The following is a 23,612-nucleotide window of genomic DNA, read 5'->3' on the forward strand; positions in this document are numbered from 1 at the left end:
AGGTATCACCTCTTCTATTCATTTTACCGAATCTATGTTCGAAACTAAAGAAAAAAAACCAGGATATCTTTTCCTCAATTATTTAATAAGAATGTAGGGGAGTCTAAATCGATTTATATAGAGGTATAGGACAAATGCACATATTCAGCTAGCATTCATACACTAGTATGAATACTTTTGCGTGAAAGGAGCATACCCATGTCGAACGAGAAGAAAGGTTTTGGTGACCTGATGCATTCCATGAACGAGTTTTTTCATGAAAGACCTATGAAAGGAATGCTTCAAAGCATTGATGAATTTTTCACATCATCCTCTAACCCATTTGGTTCTTTCCCGGTTGAATTAACTGAAACAGACAATTATTATATCGTGACTGCACAACTTCCAGGTATTAAGAAAGACCAGATTCAACTTGATGTGTTCCCTCAATACATTACGATTTCCGTAACCAATAAAGAAGAGTTTTCCGAGGAAAATGACCAAAATCAAATGATCAGAAGAAAGCAATCCATGAAAAAGAGCAGCAGGACAATCCCATTTCCAAGAGTGGTTAATGAAAAGAATGTGAAGGCATCTCATAAAGATGGATTACTGACTGTGAAGGTAGACAAAGAAACCGGTAAACGAATACCTATCGAATAAGTTTCCTAATACAACTTTAAAAAAGGAGTTGCCAAATCGGCAGCTCCTTTATTTTAAAATTTAAATATCCCACCTAAGCCTTTTACAAGAGAAGAAACTTGATTTTTATATACCCAATACAGTTCAATTAGTTTCGTATCAAGGTTTTATGGTTTTCTAGGTATACTTGTTATCCTCATAAAAATATAAGTGCGTGGTATTTGTGTGGTCAATCTGTGGTACACAAAAAAGAAACCCCTTCTCAATGAGTTGGGGTCTTTCTTTTCAAAAACGCATTAATCAACTTTCGATTTTTCCATATAAACTCACGATCCATCTCCATTTCTCGTATATCCTCAAAGTGTTCATTCTTCCTGTGGTATGTGCAACTCCCATCCTCATACTGCATTAAGGTAATCCCGTCTAGTTTGATGTAGTGTTTCAGCCCATCCCATTCAGCGTAATCAGAAAAGTAAACTAAGAAGTGTGAAGCGTCAATTTTCTTCCTTATCATAATATCGCCAAACCTCCTAATATGAACGTGATGATTACACCCCATTTAGCGAACGAACGACTGAACATATTGCAAAGACCAAAGACGCCAAGACTAACCACTGCCAGGAGAGGAAATGCGCTAATGTAATCCGTAACAAAATGCTCGATACCACCACCAAGCGTTTTCTCATATAACCACCCCCATACAGTTGGATAATCGTTGTTCGCAACATTCCCGTTATACATAAACCGATCCCAGGCACTTCCTGTGTATTCTCCTACTTTGTCAGCTAGTGGAGTAGGGTCGATAAAGTGACCGTTCTCCTTTAGTCCAAAGTGTAGATGTGGGCCTGTGGAGAATCCTGTATCGCCCGATAAACCCAATGTTTGACCTTCTGCCACCTCATCCCCTTCCTTCACAAGAATACGGCTCATATGCCCGTATATGCCCGTTGTACCATCACTGAATTTCACTAGTACCCCTTTCCCTATGTTATCTGCTCCATAATCCACTACCTTTTCCACAACCCCATCAAAGACGCTGCGTAATGGTGTTCCCTCGTTTAATCCAAAGTCTATCCCTGTGTGACCATTTGGGTGGAGTTTATCTATATCTCCGTACCTTGATGTTATCCGTACTTTCATCATTAGAACCCTTTCATAATATCAACTAGGATATTTAGTAGCATTGGCATGAGGTTCACCAGGATGACTCCTAATCCAGCGTTACTCATGAGGGTGAATCCTTTCTCCTTTTGGCTAATGAGAACCATAATGGCCCCGAATAAGACCACTATACTCGCTACTGGATAGGCTAAAGCTTGAATGAGGTTGGTAATAGGCTCGAAGGCAGTCAACATCTTGTCGTATATCTGATCTTTCGTCATGGCTACAACAGGTGTAGCTTCATACGTTGCAGCACTCGCTTTAATGGTGGTTATAGGGAATACGGCTAGTGGTAGGAATGTACCGAATTTAGCAACGTTCCAAGCGACTGACGGGGTTTCCTTGCGATTCATAAACTCTTTAATGCTCATGCGTTCTGTTTTCATGGGGTTTCCTCCTAGATGTAATCTTGTGCCAATGACACGTTCACGTTTAATCCCTGGCATAGTTCAAGCAATTGTTTCTGTCTGTTGTGAGTTATCGTTATCCAATGGAATTGAAATTTCAACCCGGTCAATCTGACAATTTCACGATACTTTTCTATCTTCTTTCGGTTCTCGCTCATCTTTTGGGTGTGATCCACTTCGACTATATGGATGGTGTCTTTCTCTTCAAAGTGTGCATCTGCTACAATCTGAACATCCTTCACCTTTAATTTGATTTCGTTCTTCCAGGTGATGGGGCAACCCAATGAGATATACATGGAATTCCTCATAAGATAGTGGGTGATTTGTGGTGTTCGCCCTCTACATATTTTGGTTGCTCTCACACGCTCTCTACCGGCTTTGTTGAGGTAATACACGTTTTCTACATGCCTAAAGGATGAAACGTATTCAGACATATCCTTCATCACTCTAGTAGCGTTCCTATCGCTTCCTAGACGGTGGAGTTTTTGCAGCTGGCTTCTGCTCAAATAATCCAACTTCTTCAAGCTCAAGAGAATGTTTTCCTGTCTCTGTTCCTTCTTCATGATGTTGTGCATTCTTACTCTCCTTTCTTGCTTGGAATCGTATATGTGGCTCTATGTTGTCTCTAATGGTCTTATCATCTATATAAGGTGTTTGCACCTCGATTAGTTTTAACTCCTTGTATAAGGCTCTCCCTTCGATTGGCGGTAGTGATTCAGCACCACTCTGATCTAATGCGACATTGGAGGCTATTGCTGTATCGAGCACAAATGAAAGCCGCCCCATACACTGTCTCTTTATTTGAGACCTGACCACCTGCGCAGTTGGATATTGTGTCGCGAAAATTAATTTTAATCCACTTGCTCTACCCTTCCTTGCGATATCAGTTAGATACCCCTGACACACATCATCATCAGCTAGGTCAGCCCCTTCATCCACTATGACAAAGTGACGTTTTTTAATCCCTGCATCCTTTACATTGGAAAATCCGTTTTGTTTTAGATAAGCATTCATGTTACTCATTTCATTAATCGCTTTTTCCAACGCTACCTTTGCTTCTTCTGGGGTTTCAGCGTACGATTTCACTTGTTTTAAATTCCGATAACGATTAAGTTCCAACCCATCTTTCAAGTCAATAAAAGTAAATGTGACGTCATCAGGGTGATTTCCGACAAGAATATTAATCGTGCTATTTATCCAGTTTGATTTTCCATAACCAGAAGTTCCGGAAACGATGATATGATACACCTTTTCAAAATCAATGAGTATTCGTTTGCCCATGCGATTGATCCCCACTACTGCTTTCCACCCATTTATTTTTTTTGCAGTAGCGTCCTCGAAAGTATATTTATCGGTTAATGGCTCGTTATAAACTCTGAACTTCAACATCCCATCGAATTCAATATCCACTTCCTTCTTTAATGTGCGTTTCTTTTCGATAATCGTTTTAATCTGATTGAATATATCCGCTTGTAATTTGAGCTGCTTAAAATCCTTCAATGAAATATCCAGTATCGTCCCCTTGATGTTCAACCCATCCTGGAAGTTGTGAAGCTTCTCCTTGAATTGTTTGTAAGATAGTCCATGTGGCATCTGATAAACGTACTCACTCCACTCACGATTGCCACTTTTACGATGAATCCGAATTTCTTTACCGTCCTTAGAAACGAGTCCACAGTTCTTTGCGATTAACTGAATTTTTTTATGATCGCTGCCACCTTTGTTTTTCGCAAAATGACCAAAAGCAAAGACACCCCCACCGATTAAAGTTGTTGTGATTTCAGCTAACACAGACACCACCTCATTTTCTATATTACTTTAGTAATAACTCCCAACTAATAAGAAGGATTGGTACAGGGTTTGAATGTTGACCAGTGAACAAAAGAGTTATTCCTAATCAATTTCTGATGTAGACATTTCTTTGGTATGTTCTAAAACAATTTCCTTTCTGATTGCTTCGGTATATTCCTACCATATGTCTGATATGCCCACGAATTACATTGTCCATATAAAAATAATTGTATTTATTAATCATTAGTTGTATAATTAGTATATAAAGGAATATTAAAGAGAGGTGTTGAATATAACTAGTAGCTTAGATATAAGGGAGTTAGCAGGAATGAAACCACGCATTAAAGAATTGATCGTAGCAAGAGATTTGAAACAGAAGGATGTAGCGATGGAATTAGGGGTTACACCCCAACAATTAAGTAATTGGGTTAAAGGTGTGTCATATCCTAGAATGAAGCAAGCGTTTAAATTGGCTAAGTTTTTGGAATGCAAGGTGGATGATTTATATGTCGGGGATGTGAAAAATAATAGCGAATAAGGAAGATATTAAAGTTAAAAATGAATTAATTAGAGAATTAAGAAAATCTATATTCACTTGTGATGAATGTGGACATAAAGCGCCTTAGAAGGAGTAAATCATGATCTATACCATAGAACTACAGACACGCATAGTGGGTATGGGAGTGACACAGTATAACCGGTTGTGTGAGCCATTGGATAAGAATATTCATAAGTGGATATATGAGGTAAGGAAAGAATACGGGTATCGTGATATGGAGATTGTGAAGGTTACAGTGGATGGTGAGGATGTGACGGAACGAATAAGGAGGTCGTGATTATGGACAATGAAACTCTTAAAAAGTTTTCCTTGGAATTAAAAGATTTAATGAAAAAATATAACATGCAATCCATTAGAGCTGGAGGTGAAAATTTCATAATTCATTATGATAATGAAGATGACAAAATAAACCTCATAGAAGGTAAATATAACTTTTATAAAGCGCAGTTAGCATTAATAAATGGTGGTAAAATTGATTAACCTAAAGAACGAATAAAAGCCCCCTACAATTAAGTAGAGGGCTATATTTATTATAGGGCTTTCTTAACCTCTGCATATGTGGCTAAACGATCAGGGCCGGCTAACAAAGTAACTTTATCAGCTTTGATACCGTCTTTATCGCCACCCACTACATACATGTGTTTGACTTTATCCTTACTTTCAGCAAATGTCCGTTTGTCTGGGTAGATAGGACAGTTGATTTTCTTCGCTAATAGTTCGGCTGCTGGGTAGTCGTTAACGGAATTAATGATAATCGCATTCTCCACTATTTTCATTTCCTCTTTTGGTTTTTCTGCTGGTTTCGATTGCGTCTTAACAGGTTGATCTATTGAGTATAGGAACGCATTCCACTTTTGTTTGTCCTCTACAAACGGTTTAGGGCAATTCTTTCCGGTTACATCGTAATGACGTACTACTCTATTTTTGGTATCTCTCAATTGTGGGTATTTATCTTGAAGATACTTAATCACTAAGCGAGTACGCTCCACTGTATCAGGATGTAATGATCCGTTTTTCTCGATACACATTTCTATTCCTATTGTAAGTAAATTTGCGTTACCACCTGGATAGTAAGAGGTCGAAGCTTTCAACGCTGATAATTTCAATGTTTGGTCATTGGCATGGTAAGCAACTTCATTTAGAGGGATGATTTCAACTGCTTCATCCTTATCAACGAATATATGCGCCCCAGCATAACGGCCACCTCCACCATCTGAACCATCGAAGAATTTCTGGTGGTCTTCTGCGTTTGCATGAGGGTTTGCCGTATAGTGAACGACAATAGCTTGTACCTTAATTAAAGAGTCGCCTGATCGTGAGTATTTGTTTTTAATAACGTGGTCTTTGCGATAATTAAGTTTCACCATTATTTATCATCCTTTCCAACTTTGTTCGGGTCAAAATACTTCGTCAGAAACTTCACGTCAATTCCTATACGGCTGAAATTCTCAATAATGCTGATACCTTCATATGCGACAATCAACCCTACTCCAAGCTTTACAAGATACCCCTGTGACCCTACATAAGCATCCACGAAAACTAAAAAAGCTAACGCTACGAATAACGCTACCTTTCGGATTAATCCTATAAAGTTGATGGAAGAGTTTATCTTCCTTTCTGCTCCTGCTGCTAATAATCCCGTGATGATGTCAAACATGATAAAACCTATAGCTACATACCAGAAGTTCCCCACTACATTTGTTATATCGAATCCATAAATTAATAATTCTGATGGTTGTTTGTCCACGTTGTTTACTCCTATCATTTTTTATTCCCCCTTTTATAATTAAAAAAGACACCTCGTATGGATGTCCGTCTGTTTATTTTTCTACTAGTTGACCGTTTTCCACTTTATAATCGGATGGTTCAATTGGTTCTGTTAAAAAGAAAAAGTGTTCATATTGTTTATCTGGAATGATTCTAGGTCCAGCCACAAATAATGTGATGTTTCCTTGTTCGTCTGTATTGCAAAACACCAAGAATCCCATGTTATCCCTCCAAATATCTGTCAAACATCCTTGCACGCGCTTTAATGCCGCCTACTGTTGTGCGTAACTCTACGGCTAATTGTCTCCTAACTCCTGTAGGTACACCTAAATCCACTTGTACGACACTTACTGTTGATTCGTCCACAGAGCTAGAACCACCATAGCCTAAATATTCACCTGAAACCATATCCTTGATACGGATAGAAGATGTTGCTGCTGCATCATCTACATTTGTGAAGAAAGAGAAAACCGCATACCTTGAAATGTGTTTCATGAAGAACACACCTAAAGTGGCATAAGTTGAACTTGTAGTCGTGAGCCAAAAACCTTCCTTGGTAATAGCACCTTCATAATATTCCGGGTAAGCCGTGTTGATAGAATGTTGCATATCTAAAATCCCATCATTGACCGCCTTGAATCCATCTGGACGTTCTAGTGTGAAGGCTCCTTGTGAAATGTAAAGACCCTCTTGATTGTATTTAGCGTATTTATTTGGATTATTAGCATCTATCGCCATCAATGCGTTTCCATCCCAATAAAAAAGACCATCTTCTCCGATGATCTGAATATTGTTTGTATGGATTTGACCAGCCGTTAAAACGTCTGTATTGACTCCTAAATAAGTGATAGCCTGTCGGAACGTTTGACCTCCATCATCACTGATGCCCAATCCGGCAGAATTGAACAAGACTAATCGATTTGGATTGTCTGGGTCACGCGCAATTATGCCGCTCTCGAATTCAAGTTCGGTCTGCGCGTTTTGTAACGCTTCTGTAGCCCTTCTGACCGCTTCATCCATGACGTTGTATGGTAAAGGTTTAGAACCGTCTAAGATAGCATTAACTTGCTTCTGAGTCTTTGAGAAGCTTGCCATTTTATCAATGATGCTTTGCTTAAAATTCGCAAGGGTGACAGACGTTTTCACCACTTCAAACTTTTCATTATATTCCTCGTCTATCTCCATGATACGGGCTTCTGTGTCGATGTTTAACGGCTCGTATATGAGAAAGATTCTATCCCCTTCATTCGGGACCTCATACGTGTACCCGGCTCTTCTTAAATCCACAATGTCTATGCCTATACTTAGATTCGGAATATCCTGTATCTCGCTCTTGAGTCGTTCTAACAGTCCTTCTGTTGTGGTGTATCGTTCATCCCTTACAGGTTTAGCGTCACGCACACCGAATATAGACACGTTGGGGCTTGTGTAATCCGTTTCTACACCCTCCGCACCAAACCCCTTAATGTAGGTCGAAAGGTTGCTTGTGTCCACTTCCTCGGAAAGAGACTTGACATTGTGATTGAATCGGAATTGAACATCTGTATCTGATCCGATTTTCTCACGGAATGTTAGGTGTGTTCCGTCCCTTGTGTATTCTGCATTATATCGTTGCAACAGTGTCTGAAACAACGCTATACGGTTATCGTCACCAAAATTCTCGAATGGTTCAGCGTAGAAGGAATCGACTATGGAGAAAGTGATGTTTGTGCCGTTGAATACAAAATTTAAAGCTGCCGCAAACGTCATGCTACCTGTGTGTTTTTCGTATTGGTGTGAGTCGATAAGAGAAGCGAAGAAGTCATGTATTGCCACTACTTCTTTATACGATGCCTTCCCCTTTGTATTTCGCTTTATATTCTTAATCCGGTAGATGTCACCTTTATATTCGATTGTGGATTCTTCCATCACCATAGGATAGGAATATTCGTTTGTAGGCAAAGGAAAAAGGAGAAAGCGCAAGACTCTCTCCCCGTTCAGATTCCTATTACGGGCCAATCCTTTAAACCCGGTTAGAGGTTCAGATTCACCTTGTAAATTTGTAACGATTAGCAATGAATGACCTCCTTCCCTCTATTGCACAGTAGTGTCCGATTATGCTTCACGTTCTTTATTTTCATTTGATTGTTCGATTATCCCGAATAAGGTTTTTCTTAAATACTCTGGATAATACTTCAACACGTCATTGTGGTTTGAATAATTCTCTAAATCAACCTCTATCCTAACCCCTTTGTCCATTAAAGCTCTTTGTAGAGGTATAACATGTTCAGTGTAATGCATCTCACCTATACCACAATGTATCCTTATATCAGGAAACACTTCAGATTCTTTAACGACTTCATATAATAGATCGTCTAAAAAGACCTTGTTTTGTTCCCTTACTCCACCGGAAATATATTGAGCTATATATGCATTAGCGATATTTTGCCTTATTAAATACGAACCCAGTTTTGTTTGTGGAGATGCGGAAATCACGTGTCCATAGTTATATTTAATTCCGTAATATAGTGAGGCATACCCACCCTTACTCGAACCCATTGTGATGATATTTTCTTTAGGTATTTCATTTTCTTGTGCTATTTTATCAATTAACCCAGCGATAGATCGCTCTACTGCAAAATCCTTGTTCTCACCCAGATAATAGCACCCTATCATACCATGATCATCAAGAATAAAGAGTTGATTAACTTCTATATCCATTATGGTTCTCATGTAATTGTATCTAGGAGGAGTCCCTACTTTAGGAATCCCTGAAAAACCCACGGTAAGAAAATTGCTTTTTTCATTCTTTTTAAAAACATATTTAATTTCTTTTTCGCCGTAATAAATGGCTTCTTCTTTAATTTTTTTTGGTTTTTTTATAACTTCAATATTTTCACCTGTGTTAATTTCACCCGTTGCATTTGTCATGAAAATTCCCCTTTTTCTCTTAGTTCAAGAAAATTTTAACATGACTAAATGTAAATTGTATAGAAAATTAAAAAAGAGCCTTAAATTAAGACTCTCGAATCGTAGAAGCTTCCTCTAATAGTGAAGGAATTAGTTCATATTTGTTTTGTAAGAAAGCGCCATAGATTTCACTCATTTTTTCATAGTATTTTGCCTTGCTTTCAGTTTTTGTTCTGTTGATGAATACTGAAAGGTAGTATGACCAACGATTTGACCATTCATCGTAATCATTATCTTCAATAATTTTAAGAAGATTTTCTTCTATTTTTTCAGCATCACCAAAAAGAAAAATCACATCTTCCTCATTTTCTGAGTTTTTATCCCAAACTTCCCATTCGTGTCGATTTAATTCAGCTTTTTCTAAAACGTTAATGCTATTCAAATAAACCCCCTCCTATTTATTTGAATTTTAACACAAACTTTTCCAAATTTCGACTGTTTTTTTAACTCCATATAATCCCTTGACTCCCTTGTATAGCATTAAAGGCAGTTACATTTGTATCACCTAATGCCGGTGAGCCTACACCATTTGTGGTAGAACAATCAAAAGCATTTAAAAACGATCCGCGAAGGATAGATAAGTCTTTATTGCCTGAATCTTTAACAGATGCGGAACGAAGATTAATAGATGATCCTTGTTCGCAATACACACCATGATTACCAGAGTTTGATATTGATGTACCGCTTGCATTAATGGTACCAACTCTGTTTGCTATTACATTGAATCCACCAAATCCTGTTACTGTCGCTTGGTCAATATCTAGGGTTGAAGCATTTTCGCACAATACTCCATTAGATGTATTTCCAGCGTTCGCAGTAATAGAAGTTTTAATAGCGTGAACATTAGAAGCACCTTGCGAAATAAGTCCAATTTTACCCGTATTTTCGATTAATGAACTTTCTAAATACGCAATAGACCCTCCTGTAATTTGGACGCCATTATCTTGTGCTCCCGAGAAATTTCCGTTAGGTGCTGAAAAAATTGAACCGCGTTGCACTTTAACCGCTGTACCTAAGCTATTTTCAACATTAATGTTTAGACCATATACTCTTGACTGCCTACTAATGTGAATTGATAATGGTTCATCTAAACTTTCTGCTCCTCCACCTCCAAAAAAGGCATTATCAACAAAAGCAGTTGAAACACGAGATACCCATAATGCTTGTATTCTCCCACCAGTAAAAATCGAGCCCTCTGCCCATACTCTACTCGTTTTATTAACGTACAATCCTCTATCGTAGGTATTTTTAACACCTGCTCCTACGCTGACATAACCGTCAGATTGTTCATCTAACCAAACACCAGCACCACCTTTTAAATTAGCGTTGATTAAACAAGATAATTTCGGAGCGTTCGCTCTGTATGCCTCAAGAAAATTCCCAGTATAATCATCTGAAACAAGTACCTCTGCATCTACAGAACTAATAATAAAATGACTATAATCTCCATTTTCAACCTTTAACCCTTTTGATGGTCGGTAACCGCTTTCCATTTGTAAAGCAATAGTTTTACCTTGTTTCGGCTTCCGTTCGCTTAAATTATCAATTGCTTCTTGTAAAGTGTCGAAATCTGAAGGGATATTAACTGTAATATCATCAAATTGAACTTGCGCTTTTTCTACCAACTGCGTATCAACTTTATTCAAACGATCATTCAAAACAGGCTCCCCACCACGTGCTTGAAGAACCTCTGCGTCACTTGTACCACTTTCGATAACGATAGTGTTTAATTGTTGTTGGACATCATCAGAGGTTGCATTAGCTTGATTAGCCACTATTTCTGCATTCTCTGATTGTGCTTTTGCTTCATCTGCTGTTTGTTTAGCACTAGATGAATCAGCCAATGATTTGTCTACATCGACTTCTATGTCGTCAACATTTGCGTTATAATCGTCTCGGAAATTCCTGTCTAGGTTTACACCTAATTTTCTATATCTCCCCATGTTTCAACCTCCTTTAGATGTAATAGAAGCGGAAATCGAACGAGATTGTAAAAGTGTCCGTCGCTCCCGTAACTTCAAGTTCGTTCCATCCTGATGCAATGGTGATTAATTTTCTGTTGGTATCTCTGAAAATAGATAACCCATTCTTAGTGGAACGAATGCCATCTAGTTTAATTGTGTCTAAGTCGTGTGTTGTGCCTGTGTAGCTCCACTCGTCACCTGTAGTGATGTTCTTTATTTTCAGGTTATTAGAAGCACCCATGAACTCAATAACAACAGGTGTGTGAACCTCTCTCGGATCAATCTTTTCATCCCCTGCGTTGTAGATGGAAAATAAAGAGGTTGTGTGCGTGTATTCCGGTTCTTCGACTGTTAACCCTTGACCTATCTGCCATAGTTCAGAATCGAATGTTAGAGGGTCTAGGGTGGTTCCTATGGAATGACTGAATGGAGAGTAGGATTTAAACTGCACACCAAAGACTCCCGTGTTCGCTATTCGTTCAAGATCAATCGTTGACTCGGATTTTACTTTCCACCTTATCCCCGGCATTTCGCTAGGACGGACGTAATAAGGTTCTTTGCTTTGGAACAGTTTGAATAGTTCGTTTCTCATTAAAGGATAATCTGCGTAATCCATCGCTCTGGAAAAGAATGATGCGTTAATCATCCTTGATTTGTAACGAGAACCTAAATCAATTTCTCCTTCACCTACGACGTCAGAGTCCGTTTCCAAACTAGGGGAGTCAGGGCGAAAATAAAGCGTATCAATGCCCAATGATTTCAAGTCGTATAATGCACCGTCCACTCGTTCAATGATTAGATTCATCCTTTCACACCCCCGAACATTAGTTTAGTTTGGACATTCTGTTGTTGCTTGGACATAACCTCATCGTATAAGTCCCTGTCGATGTTGCCTTCTACTGTGATGTAGGTGTTATTCACTTGTTGACTCCGTAACATATCTTTTGTTTCGTTTGCAGTACTAACTTTAGAACCTCTAGGTAATCTAACCAACTCCGGGCCACGTTCTCCCACCATGGCTAATCCTCCTGGTGCGTAGTTCGTGCCTGTGGCATAGCGTTGAACACCACCTAATCTTCCACTAGATGAAGTACGTCTTTCTTCAACTTCCACTGTCTTTTTTGATGCTGGTTTGTTGTTCCATGAAGTTAACCAGTCATAAGCCGTTTTGATTGCGCCTGTGACTTTCTCGAATACTTTAACAACTCCTTCAACAATGGTAATTACTGCATTGAATGCACCTTCAACAATACTTTGTATTTTCGGTAAATGTGGTTTAATCCAATTCCATAAAGCTTTAAGCACTGGGAGTAGCAAGTTTTCAAATATACCCCATGCGATTTTAACCACGTTGGATATAACTTTGAAAACACCCTCGACTATGCTTCGTATCTGCGGCATCTTACTTTGAATATACTCGTAAAACCTCGCTATGATCGGGAGTATATTGTCCTTAAAGAAAGCCCATACCATTCTCGCCACTTCAACTATTCTGTTGAATACAGTTGATATGGTTGCTTTGATTGTCGGCATATGACCTTGTACCCAAGAAAACAAACTCGCAAAGATAGGAAGTATATATGTCACAATGAAATTCCAAACCAACTTCATGACTTCAACTGCTTTTTCCATTACCGAAACAATGGTATCCCTTAATGAATTTAATTTCGGGGAATTATCCTCTATCCATTCCGTGATTTTACTCCTAATTTTCTCAACCCACTCAAAAAGAATTAAAAAAACAGGCATTACTTTAATTCCTAAATCAGTTACCAATGCAGAAAAGGTGGTTTTCACTTCATTCCACTTCAACTTAAACGCATCAGCTTTTGCTAAATTATCTTCACTGATTACATTTGCATTACCTTTCATTTTCTGTAATTCTTCATTTGTCATATTTAATACAGGAGCCAACTCTTCACCTGTGGTTGATAACATAGCTGTTGCAATTGCGTTTCGTTCTGTCGCGTTCTCCATGCCTTGTAATCCACCGATAACATCATTGAATAATTGTTCTTGGGTTTTTAGTTTTCCGCTGGCATCTGTAACCGAAACACCTAGCTTATTAAACATTTCAGCATTTTCACCTATACCACTTTGAGCTTCCATTGCTCGTTCAGCAAGCATAGCCATATCACCAGATGCTTGTTCCATGGAAAAACCAAATTGTTTTGCTACGTGATCCCATTCTTGAAACCCTTTGGTAGACATACCTGTAACTTGTGAAAATTTATTAATCTCCGAAGTGGCTTCGAGTGTTTTGGATAACAACCCTGTCATAGCAGTCCCTGCAACCGCAGCAGCAGCTCCGATAGCAGCACCAGCAACCCCTACACCTTTTGCCATTTTTCCTAATGTTCCACCTGTTTTCTTCGCTTTCCCTTCAACCTCTTCTAATCCTTCTTTCGCCTCTTTGTTATCTATAAATACAGATCCAAATAAACGGAACAATTCAATAAGTCCTCACCTACCTTCATAGGTACAAATAAAAAAGCACCCCCTATTTGGAGTGCTTCATGTTTTTCAATATATTTTCTGCATCTTGTATAACTTCTTCATCTGTTTTCTGTTTCTTAGGTGGTTTCTTTAATTCTTCGAGATACTTTGAATAAGGGATAAAGGTTTCTTCCTCCATATTTGGATAAACAGAAAGCCACTGTTCCCACACTCTACTTTCAGCAATGTTCTCTTTTGCTTTCGCTAATACCTCTGCTCCTGTCTCAATATCCAAACCCATAAAAAAAGACACATCAGAATAGCGATTCATCACTAAATCTAATGTATCTATTTCATCAATTTGGTAACAGAGTCCAAAAAACCTTTTAGCCCTGGCATTTCTTTAAACTCTTGCAGCACTTTTGCAGATTCTTCAAAACTAAGTTTCTGGAAATCTTCTTTACTCATACCTTTTAGATCAGCAAGGAAAGCCGTCACTTCTTCTTCTGCATCCCCTAAGTTTTCAAAAAACTTAATAATGATTTCAGCCCCTAATGATTCTTGCGTGTGTTCCGCACTGAAATTAGGCTTAATCTGCATCTTCTTTAAAATACGACTCACTGTGAATACATCGGTAAATTTTAAGCTACGCATTAATTAAACCACCTCTTTGGGAAAGTAAATTGTATATGGAGGGGTTTCAATATCTGCACCGTCATAATGGCCCATGAATACCATAGGGACAATCGCTTCGTTATCATCCTCGGTTGTAATTGTCAGACCCTCTACAGAGATAGCGTTATGAATGACCACAACAATCGGTTTATCAGAACCCGTGATGCGCCCGACTAATGCAACGTTATCAAGGTAATCGTCAATATCAATCTTTCCTTTACCTGTGATAATGTCATAGTTCGTATCTGTCGTATCTACATCAGAACCAGCGATTGCTAACGCTAAGTTATTAGCTGTTAACTCTTTCAGATTCACTGTTAATTGAGGTTCTTCTGATACTAGGATGGTGTTACCCTTCGCACGACCTCGCACACCGTCTACCTCAATAGCACGTGTTTCCTGTGACAGAGCAAATTCGTTACCCCCACTTGTCGCTCCTAGTAGCTCTCCTGTGAAATCTCCTGTCACATCGTCAAATTCTAAGTTTTTATATACCGCCCCTGCATCAATTAAATAACGTTCTGCGGTCTTAGCTGAATATCCGTTTGTTACTACTGCCATGTAACTTCACTACCTTTCATATGTTTTAACCTCGTAACGCAACTGAATACGTCTAATATTTTCATCTGGATCGGGTAACTGTAACTGATTGAGTTTGCTAAAGATTAAGAGGTGATGTTCATTTAGGATTCGAGCCTTTTTCATAGCATCGTTCACTTTACTAACTTCCTCGTAAAGCCTTTCTGTGTCCTCTAAAGACTGCCAAAAGGTTTTGTCATCCCACAGGTCTACCTCAATGATAAAGTCCTCTCTATCGCTCTCTGTGTTGTTTGAATTGGGTAACTTAAACACGATATACGGATAAACTGCATTTTGATTAGCTTGCGTGTCGTAAACGCTCCATGTGGTCGATTGTGAAATGATGGTGTATAAGGATTGGATAAGATTTTTCATAGTTTGAATAACCTTTCAGCGAGGGCTTTGATTTGTTCTTTGTTACCCTCTACCGCAGGAGTTAAATATGGTTGAGGTGACATTCGAGAAGTGCCTTTCTCAACAAATATCGAGTAATCCACGTTAGTTCCTATCTCCACACTACGTTTACCTTCGTTAACTTGGTGAGTTATACTCCCCCTCAAATTACCACCTACTCTACCATCATCATATTGACCAACAGGCGCTAACGACTTTGCTTGACCTTCTGCAAATTCCCCAATACCCAACAAAACACGTTTTTCAGCATCATTTAAGGCTTTGAACACATCTTTTTTATTCGATTTAAACTTCATTATGTTCACCTTCATATTCAATCATGATTTCCAAATGTCTGTTGAGGTTCATGGGATTGTCCACGTTTCGCACGTTAAACCGTTTACCATTAGCGATAACCCGGTCTTGTCGTTTTATATCAGCCACTTCACCGATTAAGATATGAGTGGAGTTTTCAGCGATTCTATCCGCTTCGACTATTTCGTTACCTGTTAATTGGTCAATGATCCCATCATATTCAAGGTGAAATACCCACTGATTAAACGAACCACCCATTCCGTTATCAACACTTGTATAACGCTCCACAATCACCATATAAGCTTTCTCCTTAGTCCTTTTAATACACTAGGAGGATAATCGGTTACAAAGCTTACAGAGTGCCTTGAAAGGCTTTCGGACGCATAGCCTGTTTTCACATTTAAATTGTACTCAATCATATTAATGGCATTGATTTCGTATTCAAGTGGCAACTCAACCACATTACAGTAACTTTTGAGCCATTCCTCAACCTTTGGAATTAGACTTATTATTTGCTCGTCCTTTTGATCTGTCTTTATCCCCAGACTGTTTTTTACTTCTTTCAGAGTCGTTATCATTAGAACCACTCACTTTCTTAGGCTCTTGTTTTCTATGTCTGCGTAATAGCATGTAATCATCCTTTCATAATAAAAAAAGAGGGCATTAAGCCCCCTTCTTATGCAGTAATTGTAATTTTAACCGCTTTAGAATCGTCCGCAAGGTGAACGCCATAATGCTCATCCGCAGTAATAACAGTTGTTTTATTTACGATGTCACGATCTGATTCGACCATTACACCACGTTTCATATAAATAGCAAGCGCCCCCTGTTTCACTAGGTAAGCTTCACCTTCAGCAAGTTTGTTAGAGCGTACTACTTGCGCCCCTAACACTTCACCAAATGTACCATTTTGAAGGATAGCGTCACCTAGTTCAGATGCTCTAGCCCATTGTCCGGCAGCATCTTCACGAAGCACCGCAGCATCTTTAGGATTCGCAATAAGAACCATTGAACCTAACTCTTCATCTCCGAATACCTGTTGTGCTGCATCCACAGTTGCTACATCTAATTTACCACCAGCAGCAGTCGCATAAGTCAATACTGCGCTTTGAAGCGCTGTAAGAGCATCGTTGTCCACTTTGTTAGCAATAGCTAAACCTAGTTGACGTTGTGCTTCCCCAATAGGATCACCATAACCAGAAAGAGCCGCTTCATCTGTGATTTCTACCCCTTTACCAGCCTTTTTGATGGAGAAGGTATCAGTAGATGTACTCATTTGGTCAAGTGGAATTGATTCCCCTTCTGCAATATCAGCAGCATCACCGATATAGCCCCATTTTGGTACGGTTACTGTATCACCTGGACGTCCTGCAAGTTCATTGTTCACTCTCGCAAGTGGAGCAAATCGGATTAAGTTAGGAAGTTGAGCAGAGATCATATCTGCCATTACTTCGGGATTTACAAGATTGGATAATTGTGTTTGTGCCATTTAGGTCACTCTCCTATTCAGATAATTGTTTGTATTGTTCGGGATTCTCGTTATAGAGTTTGACTCTTTCTGAATATCCCATTTGATTAAATTGTTCTTTTGTCAATCCTGTTGGTGTTTCTTTACTATCATTCGGCTTGCGCCCTTTGAGGGAAGGTTCTTCCTTCTGCTCAAATAAATAACCATCAGACTCATGTAGGGCTTTTAGCTGCTCATCTAGCCCTAGCAACTTATCACCATCAAGTTTAATGGCTTCACTGTTCAACAATGCTTTAACGGCTTTCGGATTCTTCGCTTTGGCAGATGCAAGGGCTTCACTCAGTTTGAAGTCAAACGCTTGTTTATCAAGTTTCTCTTGATAGTCTTGGGCTGTTTGCTTATTTGCTTCTTGAAGGTCTGCAATTTGTTTCTGCAAATCTTCGTTACCATCTGCCTTTTTGCTCAAATCCTTTAATTGTTTGTCACGATCATTGAGCTGACCTTGTAACTCTTTGATTTCTTCTATCTTGTCATTCAATCGGCTACGAGGTACTTTCTCTTTGTCCGCTTCATCAATCGCCTTTAAAACATCATCAACAGTTTTTTCGCCGTTGGCTAATTGTTCGAGTAATTCTTTCATGGTACATCCTCCTATTTCGCATTAACGTAGTACGCACGATAGGTTTACCTTTTGTTCTTTAACGTCTGCATAAGGTAAAAAAGACGATAAAAAAGCCACCTCATATGAAGTGACTTGGTAATCTATTTAGTTTGATTCATTAATTTAACCTGTCGTTCCATTCGTTTTTCTGCTTTCTTCTCATGTACTACGAATACCGCGTGTATTGCGCCTGGTATCCAGAAGAATAATGTTAATACTAGATTGATAAAGCCTTGAATTGGCTTTCCTGACAAGAACACCGCTACAGGTGGTAATAAAATAGCTAATAAGTACATCATAATGATTCCACTCCTTAATAGGTTATACTGGTTACTTCTATACTACACCATATATTTCCTCTTTAGAAGTGATCTATTTCGACAGAAACTTTTTAATGTCATAATCTCTACCTAATATTTTTTGAAGCTCAAAGCGTATAAAGTCCTTTGTGTGACTATTTGTATTCGGATGGTTGTAGACATCCCTCACCATCATTAAACACTTTCTCGGCAACCCTACGTCAGATAAATCTATCTTCAAGCGCCCACCCCCTTTTTACAAGAGTATGCGCTATTGCTTGTTTTGTAAACGTGGCTTATTTCGACACATTGTTTTTCCATTCGGAATAGGTTTTGTATTCTGTGACACCTTCACCTTTTACACGTCTTCTATTCGGTTCGAATCCTTCTACAATACTTACCATCGTGCAACGGCAGTTTATAGTATTCTCCGGGCTTGAGAAGTTACCAGGTGCATCCCCGGAATCACCATCTATTTCAAAATTTTCATCAAGATCAATCGTCACACCATCTAAATCCCCATGAGAATCACGTGTTTTTTTATCCAGTGTAGCCATCCATCGTTTTTTTATATTAACCCCTGCATCTGACGCTTCTTGCATAGAATCAATTTTTGCTCTGTTCCTAACTCTATTCGTTTCCGTCTGTACAATGCGTGTAGCTTTGAACGCACCCACTCCGAAACGTTCCTTTACCTTTTTAGCCGTCTGTCCATAAGATTTCCCTTGTATTAGCCCCTGGGTGATTTCTTCCCTCAATTGACGAGCGAGAACTAATTGCCCCTCTTTGTGACGGTTGATGAACCCCACTCTGTCTAAAGGGTTTTCAATGGCCTGTAAGATAGCTTTCTTATTCATAAGCGCATATCCTAGTGAAGCCTTCACCTCATTCTCCAATAGAAAGGCAGTACGTAAGAATGATTCTTCGTAATGTCCTGCAATTCCATTTTGGAGGGTTTTAGCATTCTTCTTGGTTAGTTCGCTTATCTCTTTTGATATGGACGCTTCAAGGGCAGCCAAACGATTGTATTTATTCGCTGCGTTAAAGTCTCCGTCTGTCTTTTCGTATAATTCCGCTAACTTCCCACGTATTTCTTTCAATGAACGCTGATAATTCGCTATGAGTTCCTTCTCGACACCCCGGACATGACGATCTAACGCTTTATCCTGTTGGAGTTGTTTCTTCTGGTTCATCGTCATCATCCTCAAATTTAATTATGGATGCGTTCTGTTCTTCCATACGGGCTTTTTCTTGTTCCAGGTCTTGAACCCAAGGGTGATTGGCCATAATGGTTTCATCACTGATAACCCCTTTGGATTTCTGCGCAATGTCTGCCTGTTCCAATTCATTCACCATGACATTGTACTGGAATACCATATCTACACTCTTATAGTCATAGATTCCCTGATTGCTAATCTCTAAGTATTCAGCTAGGTACCACAATAACTTTTGAATGGATGGACGTATCTTTCTTTCGGTTGTCTGTGCCTTTAAGTCCAATAACGAGTACAAGAACTTCAACGCAATCCCTGACGGAGAATTCCCAAACTTATCTGTATTCGTATCTACGCCCATACCGAATGTGAAGATGTTATCCTCTAATCGGTTTAAATGAGCGTCTATAGAGGTCATAGGGACTTCTGCTTGCTTTGTATCAAGTCCACCTTCTTCTGATACCTTCAACGCTTTATAATACTTTAGATTGCGTCTGAACTCACTCAAGTCTGTACCTTCATATCCTTTCAAGATGTACACTAACTCTTGCATCTCATCAAATGAGTTTTGGTTATCACTCACACGATTGTCATAGGAGTCAATTAAACTTTTGTAATAGGATAGGTCGCTACGTTGTTCCTCGTTGTTCTTAAAAGGAATGAAAGGCACTTCCCCCCACCCATAACCTTTATATCCTTCCGATTCTGTACCATATTGGAAATGATCCCTTGGATTCACTTCTTCATACGAATCTAGGACGTACTCACCGTTTAATTTGATGTAGTAGGTCACTCGCTTATCATCCCACCACTCAGCCTTGGTTGTTTCTTCGCCATTTAACGTTATCGGGTAATGACGGATACCATACTGTTGCACCTTCTGCTTACTTCCTTCATAGATAGGAATGTACTGTTCGGCTGGTACGACAATATAATCAAAGTTTCCATCTTCATCAATGTAAGGGTGTAACCACTCTATCCCTTTATTGGATGCCCCTTTGATTAATTCGTTTATCACATCGTCAAACCGTTCCCCAAAGTGTTCGTTAATCTGTTCAAGAAACGCATCGTCCTCTGTAGAGAAGTTAATCGGATTCCCCACCAAATAAGATGTTTTCTGATCCACTAAGATTTTATGGAATCCATGAGCCACCTTGTTATTGGGTTTATCCAAGTCCTCCACTTGCACACCATCCACAACAGCGTACTGTCGCCTTTGTGTGATGTCTCCCTCGTTATTGTAGTACCTTACCCCTTCACGCATCTTTAACGTGTCGTGAGCTTCTATATAAGCCCTGATTATCTTTTCATTGGTGACATTCGAGTTATCAATCACCATTTGATTTAACTCATCACTGTGTGTTCTATCGAAAAACATCTACTCACCTCATTTCAAAAAGCTGATTGCTGATTGTTTCATATCGTTCTCTAGTGCGTAACGGCACTGATCTATGGCGTGATTATCCTTATCCTCTAATTTCGGTTTAGGATTACCGTCTTTATCTGTCTGATAGTCAATGTTTTCAAACTCTCTTGCGGTGTTCGGTGTGCGTTTCGGGTCGATTATGATTTCTTCCAGGTCATCGAGCCATTTCTCACCATACTCAACACTGCCTGGGCCTTTCTTCGCTCCCTTAATCCGAATGCCATATGTTTTCATCTCTGCAATACTTTTCGGCTCTGCTGAATCAGCAATACTCATAACATCGTGATACTGTTTATCGAGCATCCATTCAGCTAGTTCTCTATTGCTTATCTTCACACCGTAATATTCATCCATTGCATATAGACGTTTTCTTGTCTTGTCATAATGCCACCTGCCGAATGATACCGGGTCAACACCATATCCCCAGTCAATTCCTTGTCTGATGTTGTCGAACTGTTTATATTCCTCATCCGTTATTTCTCTAAATGTCAGATTGTCAAACGGCACAACACCCGAACCGATAGCATGACCAAGATACTCCCATCTGTAACGCAATCCATTACGTTTCTTAGCTGCTTCTGCTTCTTCAATGAACTGTTGAGCGATAAATGGATTATCTAAATAAGTGGAATGGTGGACAATTGTGTTATCAGCAACAAACTGCGTTTCGTACTTCTTATTCACCCATGATTGTTTTCTTTTTGGTGGGTTATATGAGTAAAAGAATTTATAAAAAAGACCATCGCCCAATTCTCCACGTAATAAGGAGTTGGTGATAGTCGTAACTTCATCTTCTGTTTTGAACTCCGCTAATTCTTCCAGCCACGCAATCGCAAAGGGAAAGTTTGCACTCTTCAAGGATTTAATCCTCTCTGGTTCTTGTGCGCCCCTAAACACCATGTAATTCCCTCTGGGGATGTATGTTATTCTCATGGGGGTTTTATTAATCTTAAACAGATGTGATACCCCTTGTTCACTTATGGCCCATTTCATTTGCTCATATATGGATAATTCAATCGTGTTATCTATCTTTCTTATTCCTACCGCATTTACCGGATACCTCATGAGCAATTGGACGATGATATGAGCGATTACTGATGATTTACCAGAACCACGACCACCCTTGCATACAATGTTTAGTACCTTCGGGTTTAACGCAGCTCTCCATACAATAAAGAATATCGCAAATATAAACTGTGATAGTTTAGCTTTCATCCTCGTCACCTATATCATCCACGAACGTCACACCTACATTAGCTTCTAATTGTTGTTTATCCGTAAATAAGGCATATCGTTTACCGATTAGTTCAGCAGCTTTCGTCCTATCTTTTAGTGAAGGTTCTTTGTCGGCCATCTCCCAGTAATCCTTCATGGTGATAGGCACTTGTTCTGTAACCTCACCCCTTAACACTTGCGTAAGGAATGATAATACTTCATCTTGCGAAGCTATCCTCTCAGCATCTTTCCTAGCCATCTGTTCTTCGATGTATTTTTTAATGCTCACATTCGCAACTAACTTATGAGCGTTACCTCTTGCGTATCTTTCACTATATCCAGCCTTAATAGCAGCCTGTTCAATTACTCCCAATTCTATATAGTAATCAGCAAAACGTTTTTGTCTTTCATCCATTACTTCATCTCACTCCCTCCTAACATAGATTGAAACTTGGCTTATTTCGACACTATCTTATCCACTCAATTTCAATATTACGTTTCTTCCTAACCCCACTAAGCTTTATAACCGCCTGACTAGGGAATGACTCTTCATAACTAAATTTCTGTGCATAGGATTCTGTATCTACTAATGTATTCCCACATAAGAACCATCGTTTGTATTCCTTTAGTTGGTTGTTATACGGATCAATGTGATATTCCTTAAACGGTTTAGCGTATTCCTTATGCCAGTGACCACAATACATAATGTCAGCCGTTGAACGCTTCATTTTCTTTAGGTTTCGTTCTGCTGCTGCTATCGTTGCCCCTCCACCCGTACCATGGAACATTTCGATACTGTAGAAGTTTTTATTGATGCTATATCCTACCACTCCACGATACTTTAAGTATTTATCTTCTATCCCCAACCGTTCACAGAATAGAAGCATTAAGTCTAGGTCTGCTTCTTCCTCTGATCTCCAGTCGTGATTTCCTAATGTCACCCCATCTATAAGGCTTGCATAAGGCTTTAATACTTCAATCGCATAATTGAGTTGTTCGTGAGCCGTCATACTCTGGTCTTTGTGATTACCCTTACTGTGTTTATTGATGTTATGAAATAAATCTCCATTGAGCAAGATGCGTGTGTTCTCTCTATTCAAGTTTATAAACTCAATACATTTATTTAATAACTCATGGTTGATAGCGTGGCTACCTATGTGCCAATCATTAAAGCAGAGTATATTCCATTCTTTCTTTCGTTCTAATTTCGTCTTTATAAACTTCAATAGAGGTTCACCTTCTATCCCTCACGCATTTTGGTAATAGGCATAATACTTTTTCGTTACTTACAAACGTGCCGTATACACACCCTTTACATGGATGTTTCTTCGGCTCTATCCTCTTATACACGATCGGCTTATTCTGTCGTACTAACTTTTCATATCCCCCATACATGTGAATCCTCCCTTTGTTTTCTCTCTCTATGAAAGATACCTTGATACCCTTTATACAAAGAGAAAGAGAACCCTCAGGCAGTCCTAGTGATTCTCTGTTTCGTTTATATAAGACATTGATGGCTTGCACGTCACGACCAATCACAGTTTATTGGACTGTTGTGTATATCTTTAACAGGCGGGGCAGGAATCGAACCTGCTACAGACGGTTTTGGAGACCGACTCGCTACCTTAGAACATGCACACCTATAAAAAGAAAAGACCCTAGTCGCTATCTAGAGTCTTGAATAAGAGGGTAAATAACCTTTCATTGATTAT

32 protein-coding genes are annotated in these 23,612 nt (G+C 39.1%); 4 read left to right on the top strand and 28 right to left on the bottom strand.

Annotated elements, in window-relative coordinates; all coding sequences use genetic code 11:
* Window positions 1-198 precede the first annotated feature (198 nt).
* On the top strand, window positions 199-642 hold the full coding sequence (locus FZC88_RS07030) for an Hsp20/alpha crystallin family protein (protein ID WP_148969431.1): 444 nt from the start codon (window positions 199-201) through the stop codon (window positions 640-642).
* Window positions 643-1,131: 489 nt separating this feature from the next.
* On the opposite strand, the gene FZC88_RS07035 is transcribed toward FZC88_RS07030, so the two are convergent.
* From FZC88_RS07035 to FZC88_RS07050, 4 genes are read right to left on the bottom strand one after another with little or no spacing between them, the layout of a single operon-like run.
* On the bottom strand, window positions 1,132-1,761 hold the full coding sequence (locus FZC88_RS07035) for a M23 family metallopeptidase (RefSeq protein WP_187443520.1): 630 nt from the start codon (window positions 1,759-1,761) through the stop codon (window positions 1,132-1,134).
* 2 nt (window positions 1,762-1,763) lie between these two features.
* Window positions 1,764-2,168 carry a hypothetical protein gene (locus FZC88_RS07040; RefSeq protein WP_148994148.1) on the bottom strand — a complete coding sequence of 135 codons (405 nt, stop codon included), beginning with the start codon at window positions 2,166-2,168 and terminating at the stop codon, window positions 1,764-1,766.
* A gap of 11 nt (window positions 2,169-2,179) precedes the next feature.
* Complete coding sequence (locus tag FZC88_RS07045; protein WP_148994149.1) at window positions 2,180-2,764, bottom strand: replication-relaxation family protein; 585 nt, start codon at window positions 2,762-2,764, stop codon at window positions 2,180-2,182.
* Window positions 2,649-3,980: an FtsK/SpoIIIE domain-containing protein gene (locus FZC88_RS07050; RefSeq protein ID WP_148994150.1), complete on the bottom strand. Its 1,332-nt coding sequence runs from the start codon at window positions 3,978-3,980 to the stop codon at window positions 2,649-2,651. The genes FZC88_RS07045 and FZC88_RS07050 overlap by 116 nt, the downstream gene beginning before the upstream one ends.
* 328 nt (window positions 3,981-4,308) lie before the next feature.
* Here FZC88_RS07050 and FZC88_RS07055 point away from each other — a divergent pair, with 328 nt between their 5' ends.
* The 3 genes from FZC88_RS07055 (at window position 4,309) to FZC88_RS07065 (ending at window position 5,019) form a co-directional block, all read left to right on the top strand.
* Window positions 4,309-4,518: a helix-turn-helix transcriptional regulator gene (locus tag FZC88_RS07055; RefSeq protein ID WP_148994151.1), complete on the top strand. Its 210-nt coding sequence runs from the start codon at window positions 4,309-4,311 to the stop codon at window positions 4,516-4,518.
* A gap of 100 nt (window positions 4,519-4,618) precedes the next feature.
* On the top strand, window positions 4,619-4,816 hold the full coding sequence (locus FZC88_RS07060) for a hypothetical protein (RefSeq protein WP_148994152.1): 198 nt from the start codon (window positions 4,619-4,621) through the stop codon (window positions 4,814-4,816).
* Between the two features lie 2 nt (window positions 4,817-4,818).
* Complete coding sequence (locus FZC88_RS07065; protein WP_148994153.1) at window positions 4,819-5,019, top strand: hypothetical protein; 201 nt, start codon at window positions 4,819-4,821, stop codon at window positions 5,017-5,019.
* A 50-nt stretch (window positions 5,020-5,069) separates the two neighbouring features.
* On the opposite strand, the gene FZC88_RS07070 is transcribed toward FZC88_RS07065, so the two are convergent.
* The 24 genes from FZC88_RS07070 to FZC88_RS07180 all read right to left on the bottom strand — a co-directional run bounded on the left by FZC88_RS07070 (window position 5,070) and on the right by FZC88_RS07180 (window position 23,126).
* Entirely contained in the window at window positions 5,070-5,906 is an 837-nt protein-coding gene (locus FZC88_RS07070) for a peptidoglycan recognition protein family protein (protein WP_148994154.1), read from the bottom strand.
* Window positions 5,906-6,304, bottom strand: a complete 399-nt coding sequence (locus FZC88_RS07075) for a phage holin family protein (RefSeq protein ID WP_148994155.1) — start codon at window positions 6,302-6,304, stop codon at window positions 5,906-5,908. The genes FZC88_RS07070 and FZC88_RS07075 overlap by 1 nt, the downstream gene beginning before the upstream one ends.
* Window positions 6,305-6,359: 55 nt before the next feature.
* Window positions 6,360-6,527, bottom strand: coding sequence for a hypothetical protein (locus FZC88_RS23915; protein WP_187443521.1), 168 nt, complete (start codon window positions 6,525-6,527; stop codon window positions 6,360-6,362).
* A 1-nt stretch (window position 6,528) separates the two neighbouring features.
* A complete protein-coding gene (locus FZC88_RS07080; RefSeq protein WP_148994156.1) occupies window positions 6,529-8,361 on the bottom strand; it encodes a phage tail protein in 1,833 nt (610 codons plus the stop codon).
* A 39-nt stretch (window positions 8,362-8,400) separates the two neighbouring features.
* Window positions 8,401-9,216, bottom strand: coding sequence for an accessory Sec system protein Asp2 (locus tag FZC88_RS07085; protein ID WP_148994157.1), 816 nt, complete (start codon window positions 9,214-9,216; stop codon window positions 8,401-8,403).
* Window positions 9,217-9,301: 85 nt separating this feature from the next.
* Window positions 9,302-9,637, bottom strand: a complete 336-nt coding sequence (locus FZC88_RS07090) for a hypothetical protein (protein ID WP_148994158.1) — start codon at window positions 9,635-9,637, stop codon at window positions 9,302-9,304.
* Between the two features lie 61 nt (window positions 9,638-9,698).
* Window positions 9,699-11,198: an alanine-zipper protein gene (locus FZC88_RS07095; RefSeq protein ID WP_148994159.1), complete on the bottom strand. Its 1,500-nt coding sequence runs from the start codon at window positions 11,196-11,198 to the stop codon at window positions 9,699-9,701.
* Between the two features lie 13 nt (window positions 11,199-11,211).
* The gene (locus FZC88_RS07100) at window positions 11,212-12,024 is read right to left on the bottom strand and encodes a phage tail family protein (RefSeq protein ID WP_148994160.1); all 813 of its coding nucleotides are present in this window, start codon (window positions 12,022-12,024) and stop codon (window positions 11,212-11,214) included.
* The gene (locus FZC88_RS07105) at window positions 12,021-13,670 is read right to left on the bottom strand and encodes a phage tail tape measure protein (protein WP_148994161.1); all 1,650 of its coding nucleotides are present in this window, start codon (window positions 13,668-13,670) and stop codon (window positions 12,021-12,023) included. The genes FZC88_RS07100 and FZC88_RS07105 overlap by 4 nt, the downstream gene beginning before the upstream one ends.
* Window positions 13,671-13,719: 49 nt before the next feature.
* Window positions 13,720-13,956 carry a hypothetical protein gene (locus FZC88_RS07110; RefSeq protein WP_148994162.1) on the bottom strand — a complete coding sequence of 79 codons (237 nt, stop codon included), beginning with the start codon at window positions 13,954-13,956 and terminating at the stop codon, window positions 13,720-13,722.
* A 47-nt stretch (window positions 13,957-14,003) separates the two neighbouring features.
* Complete coding sequence (locus FZC88_RS07115) at window positions 14,004-14,309, bottom strand: hypothetical protein (RefSeq protein WP_148994163.1); 306 nt, start codon at window positions 14,307-14,309, stop codon at window positions 14,004-14,006.
* A gap of 3 nt (window positions 14,310-14,312) precedes the next feature.
* On the bottom strand, window positions 14,313-14,891 hold the full coding sequence (locus FZC88_RS07120) for a hypothetical protein (protein ID WP_148994164.1): 579 nt from the start codon (window positions 14,889-14,891) through the stop codon (window positions 14,313-14,315).
* 9 nt (window positions 14,892-14,900) lie between these two features.
* Window positions 14,901-15,284 (bottom strand): hypothetical protein, encoded by a 384-nt coding sequence (locus FZC88_RS07125; protein ID WP_148994165.1) that lies wholly within the window; start codon window positions 15,282-15,284, stop codon window positions 14,901-14,903.
* Window positions 15,281-15,619 (bottom strand): HK97-gp10 family putative phage morphogenesis protein, encoded by a 339-nt coding sequence (locus FZC88_RS07130; protein ID WP_187443522.1) that lies wholly within the window; start codon window positions 15,617-15,619, stop codon window positions 15,281-15,283. Before FZC88_RS07130 ends, FZC88_RS07125 begins: the two co-directional genes overlap by 4 nt.
* Complete coding sequence (locus tag FZC88_RS07135) at window positions 15,609-15,914, bottom strand: phage head closure protein (protein ID WP_148994167.1); 306 nt, start codon at window positions 15,912-15,914, stop codon at window positions 15,609-15,611. Before FZC88_RS07135 ends, FZC88_RS07130 begins: the two co-directional genes overlap by 11 nt.
* Entirely contained in the window at window positions 15,908-16,195 is a 288-nt protein-coding gene (locus tag FZC88_RS07140) for a phage head-tail connector protein (protein ID WP_148994168.1), read from the bottom strand. Before FZC88_RS07140 ends, FZC88_RS07135 begins: the two co-directional genes overlap by 7 nt.
* A gap of 98 nt (window positions 16,196-16,293) precedes the next feature.
* Window positions 16,294-17,106: a N4-gp56 family major capsid protein gene (locus FZC88_RS07145; protein WP_148994169.1), complete on the bottom strand. Its 813-nt coding sequence runs from the start codon at window positions 17,104-17,106 to the stop codon at window positions 16,294-16,296.
* A 13-nt stretch (window positions 17,107-17,119) separates the two neighbouring features.
* The gene (locus FZC88_RS07150; protein ID WP_148994170.1) at window positions 17,120-17,725 is read right to left on the bottom strand and encodes a phage scaffolding protein; all 606 of its coding nucleotides are present in this window, start codon (window positions 17,723-17,725) and stop codon (window positions 17,120-17,122) included.
* A gap of 122 nt (window positions 17,726-17,847) precedes the next feature.
* Window positions 17,848-18,045: a YqaE/Pmp3 family membrane protein gene (locus tag FZC88_RS07155; protein WP_148994171.1), complete on the bottom strand. Its 198-nt coding sequence runs from the start codon at window positions 18,043-18,045 to the stop codon at window positions 17,848-17,850.
* Window positions 18,046-18,341: 296 nt separating this feature from the next.
* Window positions 18,342-19,238 (bottom strand): phage head morphogenesis protein, encoded by an 897-nt coding sequence (locus FZC88_RS07160; RefSeq protein WP_187443523.1) that lies wholly within the window; start codon window positions 19,236-19,238, stop codon window positions 18,342-18,344.
* Complete coding sequence (locus FZC88_RS07165; RefSeq protein ID WP_148994173.1) at window positions 19,207-20,637, bottom strand: phage portal protein; 1,431 nt, start codon at window positions 20,635-20,637, stop codon at window positions 19,207-19,209. Before FZC88_RS07165 ends, FZC88_RS07160 begins: the two co-directional genes overlap by 32 nt.
* A 9-nt stretch (window positions 20,638-20,646) precedes the next feature.
* Window positions 20,647-21,900, bottom strand: a complete 1,254-nt coding sequence (locus FZC88_RS07170) for a PBSX family phage terminase large subunit (RefSeq protein ID WP_148994174.1) — start codon at window positions 21,898-21,900, stop codon at window positions 20,647-20,649.
* The gene (locus tag FZC88_RS07175) at window positions 21,890-22,315 is read right to left on the bottom strand and encodes a terminase small subunit (protein ID WP_148994175.1); all 426 of its coding nucleotides are present in this window, start codon (window positions 22,313-22,315) and stop codon (window positions 21,890-21,892) included. The genes FZC88_RS07170 and FZC88_RS07175 overlap by 11 nt, the downstream gene beginning before the upstream one ends.
* Before the next feature lie 52 nt (window positions 22,316-22,367).
* Window positions 22,368-23,126 (bottom strand): metallophosphoesterase, encoded by a 759-nt coding sequence (locus FZC88_RS07180; protein ID WP_187443524.1) that lies wholly within the window; start codon window positions 23,124-23,126, stop codon window positions 22,368-22,370.
* Window positions 23,127-23,612 lie beyond the last annotated feature (486 nt).

This window comes from Rossellomorea aquimaris, assembly GCF_008180865.1.
GTDB classification, from domain to species: domain Bacteria; phylum Bacillota; class Bacilli; order Bacillales; family Bacillaceae_B; genus Rossellomorea; species Rossellomorea yichunensis.

Excerpts from the sequence above, each read along its gene's own strand:
- FZC88_RS07150 (WP_148994170.1), bottom strand. The coding sequence starts at position 17,725 with ATGAAAGAATTACTCGAACAATTAGCCAACGGCGAAAAAACTGTTGAT.
- FZC88_RS23915 (WP_187443521.1), bottom strand. The coding sequence starts at position 6,527 with ATGGGATTCTTGGTGTTTTGCAATACAGACGAACAAGGAAACATCACA.
- FZC88_RS07045 (WP_148994149.1), bottom strand. The coding sequence starts at position 2,764 with ATGCACAACATCATGAAGAAGGAACAGAGACAGGAAAACATTCTCTTG.
- FZC88_RS07115 (WP_148994163.1), bottom strand. The coding sequence starts at position 14,309 with ATGCGTAGCTTAAAATTTACCGATGTATTCACAGTGAGTCGTATTTTA.
- FZC88_RS07155 (WP_148994171.1), bottom strand. The coding sequence starts at position 18,045 with ATGATGTACTTATTAGCTATTTTATTACCACCTGTAGCGGTGTTCTTG.
- FZC88_RS07160 (WP_187443523.1), bottom strand. The coding sequence starts at position 19,238 with ATGAACCAGAAGAAACAACTCCAACAGGATAAAGCGTTAGATCGTCAT.
- FZC88_RS07065 (WP_148994153.1), top strand. The coding sequence starts at position 4,819 with ATGGACAATGAAACTCTTAAAAAGTTTTCCTTGGAATTAAAAGATTTA.
- FZC88_RS07060 (WP_148994152.1), top strand. The coding sequence starts at position 4,619 with ATGATCTATACCATAGAACTACAGACACGCATAGTGGGTATGGGAGTG.
- FZC88_RS07135 (WP_148994167.1), bottom strand. The coding sequence starts at position 15,914 with ATGGTGATTGTGGAGCGTTATACAAGTGTTGATAACGGAATGGGTGGT.
- FZC88_RS07125 (WP_148994165.1), bottom strand. The coding sequence starts at position 15,284 with ATGAAAAATCTTATCCAATCCTTATACACCATCATTTCACAATCGACC.
- FZC88_RS07145 (WP_148994169.1), bottom strand. The coding sequence starts at position 17,106 with ATGGCACAAACACAATTATCCAATCTTGTAAATCCCGAAGTAATGGCA.
- FZC88_RS07030 (WP_148969431.1), top strand. The coding sequence starts at position 199 with ATGTCGAACGAGAAGAAAGGTTTTGGTGACCTGATGCATTCCATGAAC.
- FZC88_RS07110 (WP_148994162.1), bottom strand. The coding sequence starts at position 13,956 with ATGGGTTTGGATATTGAGACAGGAGCAGAGGTATTAGCGAAAGCAAAA.
- FZC88_RS07075 (WP_148994155.1), bottom strand. The coding sequence starts at position 6,304 with ATGATAGGAGTAAACAACGTGGACAAACAACCATCAGAATTATTAATT.
- FZC88_RS07070 (WP_148994154.1), bottom strand. The coding sequence starts at position 5,906 with ATGGTGAAACTTAATTATCGCAAAGACCACGTTATTAAAAACAAATAC.
- FZC88_RS07095 (WP_148994159.1), bottom strand. The coding sequence starts at position 11,198 with ATGGGGAGATATAGAAAATTAGGTGTAAACCTAGACAGGAATTTCCGA.
- FZC88_RS07140 (WP_148994168.1), bottom strand. The coding sequence starts at position 16,195 with ATGATAACGACTCTGAAAGAAGTAAAAAACAGTCTGGGGATAAAGACA.
- FZC88_RS07085 (WP_148994157.1), bottom strand. The coding sequence starts at position 9,216 with ATGACAAATGCAACGGGTGAAATTAACACAGGTGAAAATATTGAAGTT.
- FZC88_RS07175 (WP_148994175.1), bottom strand. The coding sequence starts at position 22,315 with ATGGATGAAAGACAAAAACGTTTTGCTGATTACTATATAGAATTGGGA.
- FZC88_RS07035 (WP_187443520.1), bottom strand. The coding sequence starts at position 1,761 with ATGAAAGTACGGATAACATCAAGGTACGGAGATATAGATAAACTCCAC.
- FZC88_RS07040 (WP_148994148.1), bottom strand. The coding sequence starts at position 2,168 with ATGAAAACAGAACGCATGAGCATTAAAGAGTTTATGAATCGCAAGGAA.
- FZC88_RS07165 (WP_148994173.1), bottom strand. The coding sequence starts at position 20,637 with ATGTTTTTCGATAGAACACACAGTGATGAGTTAAATCAAATGGTGATT.
- FZC88_RS07055 (WP_148994151.1), top strand. The coding sequence starts at position 4,309 with ATGAAACCACGCATTAAAGAATTGATCGTAGCAAGAGATTTGAAACAG.
- FZC88_RS07130 (WP_187443522.1), bottom strand. The coding sequence starts at position 15,619 with ATGAAGTTTAAATCGAATAAAAAAGATGTGTTCAAAGCCTTAAATGAT.
- FZC88_RS07100 (WP_148994160.1), bottom strand. The coding sequence starts at position 12,024 with ATGAATCTAATCATTGAACGAGTGGACGGTGCATTATACGACTTGAAA.
- FZC88_RS07120 (WP_148994164.1), bottom strand. The coding sequence starts at position 14,891 with ATGGCAGTAGTAACAAACGGATATTCAGCTAAGACCGCAGAACGTTAT.
- FZC88_RS07170 (WP_148994174.1), bottom strand. The coding sequence starts at position 21,900 with ATGAAAGCTAAACTATCACAGTTTATATTTGCGATATTCTTTATTGTA.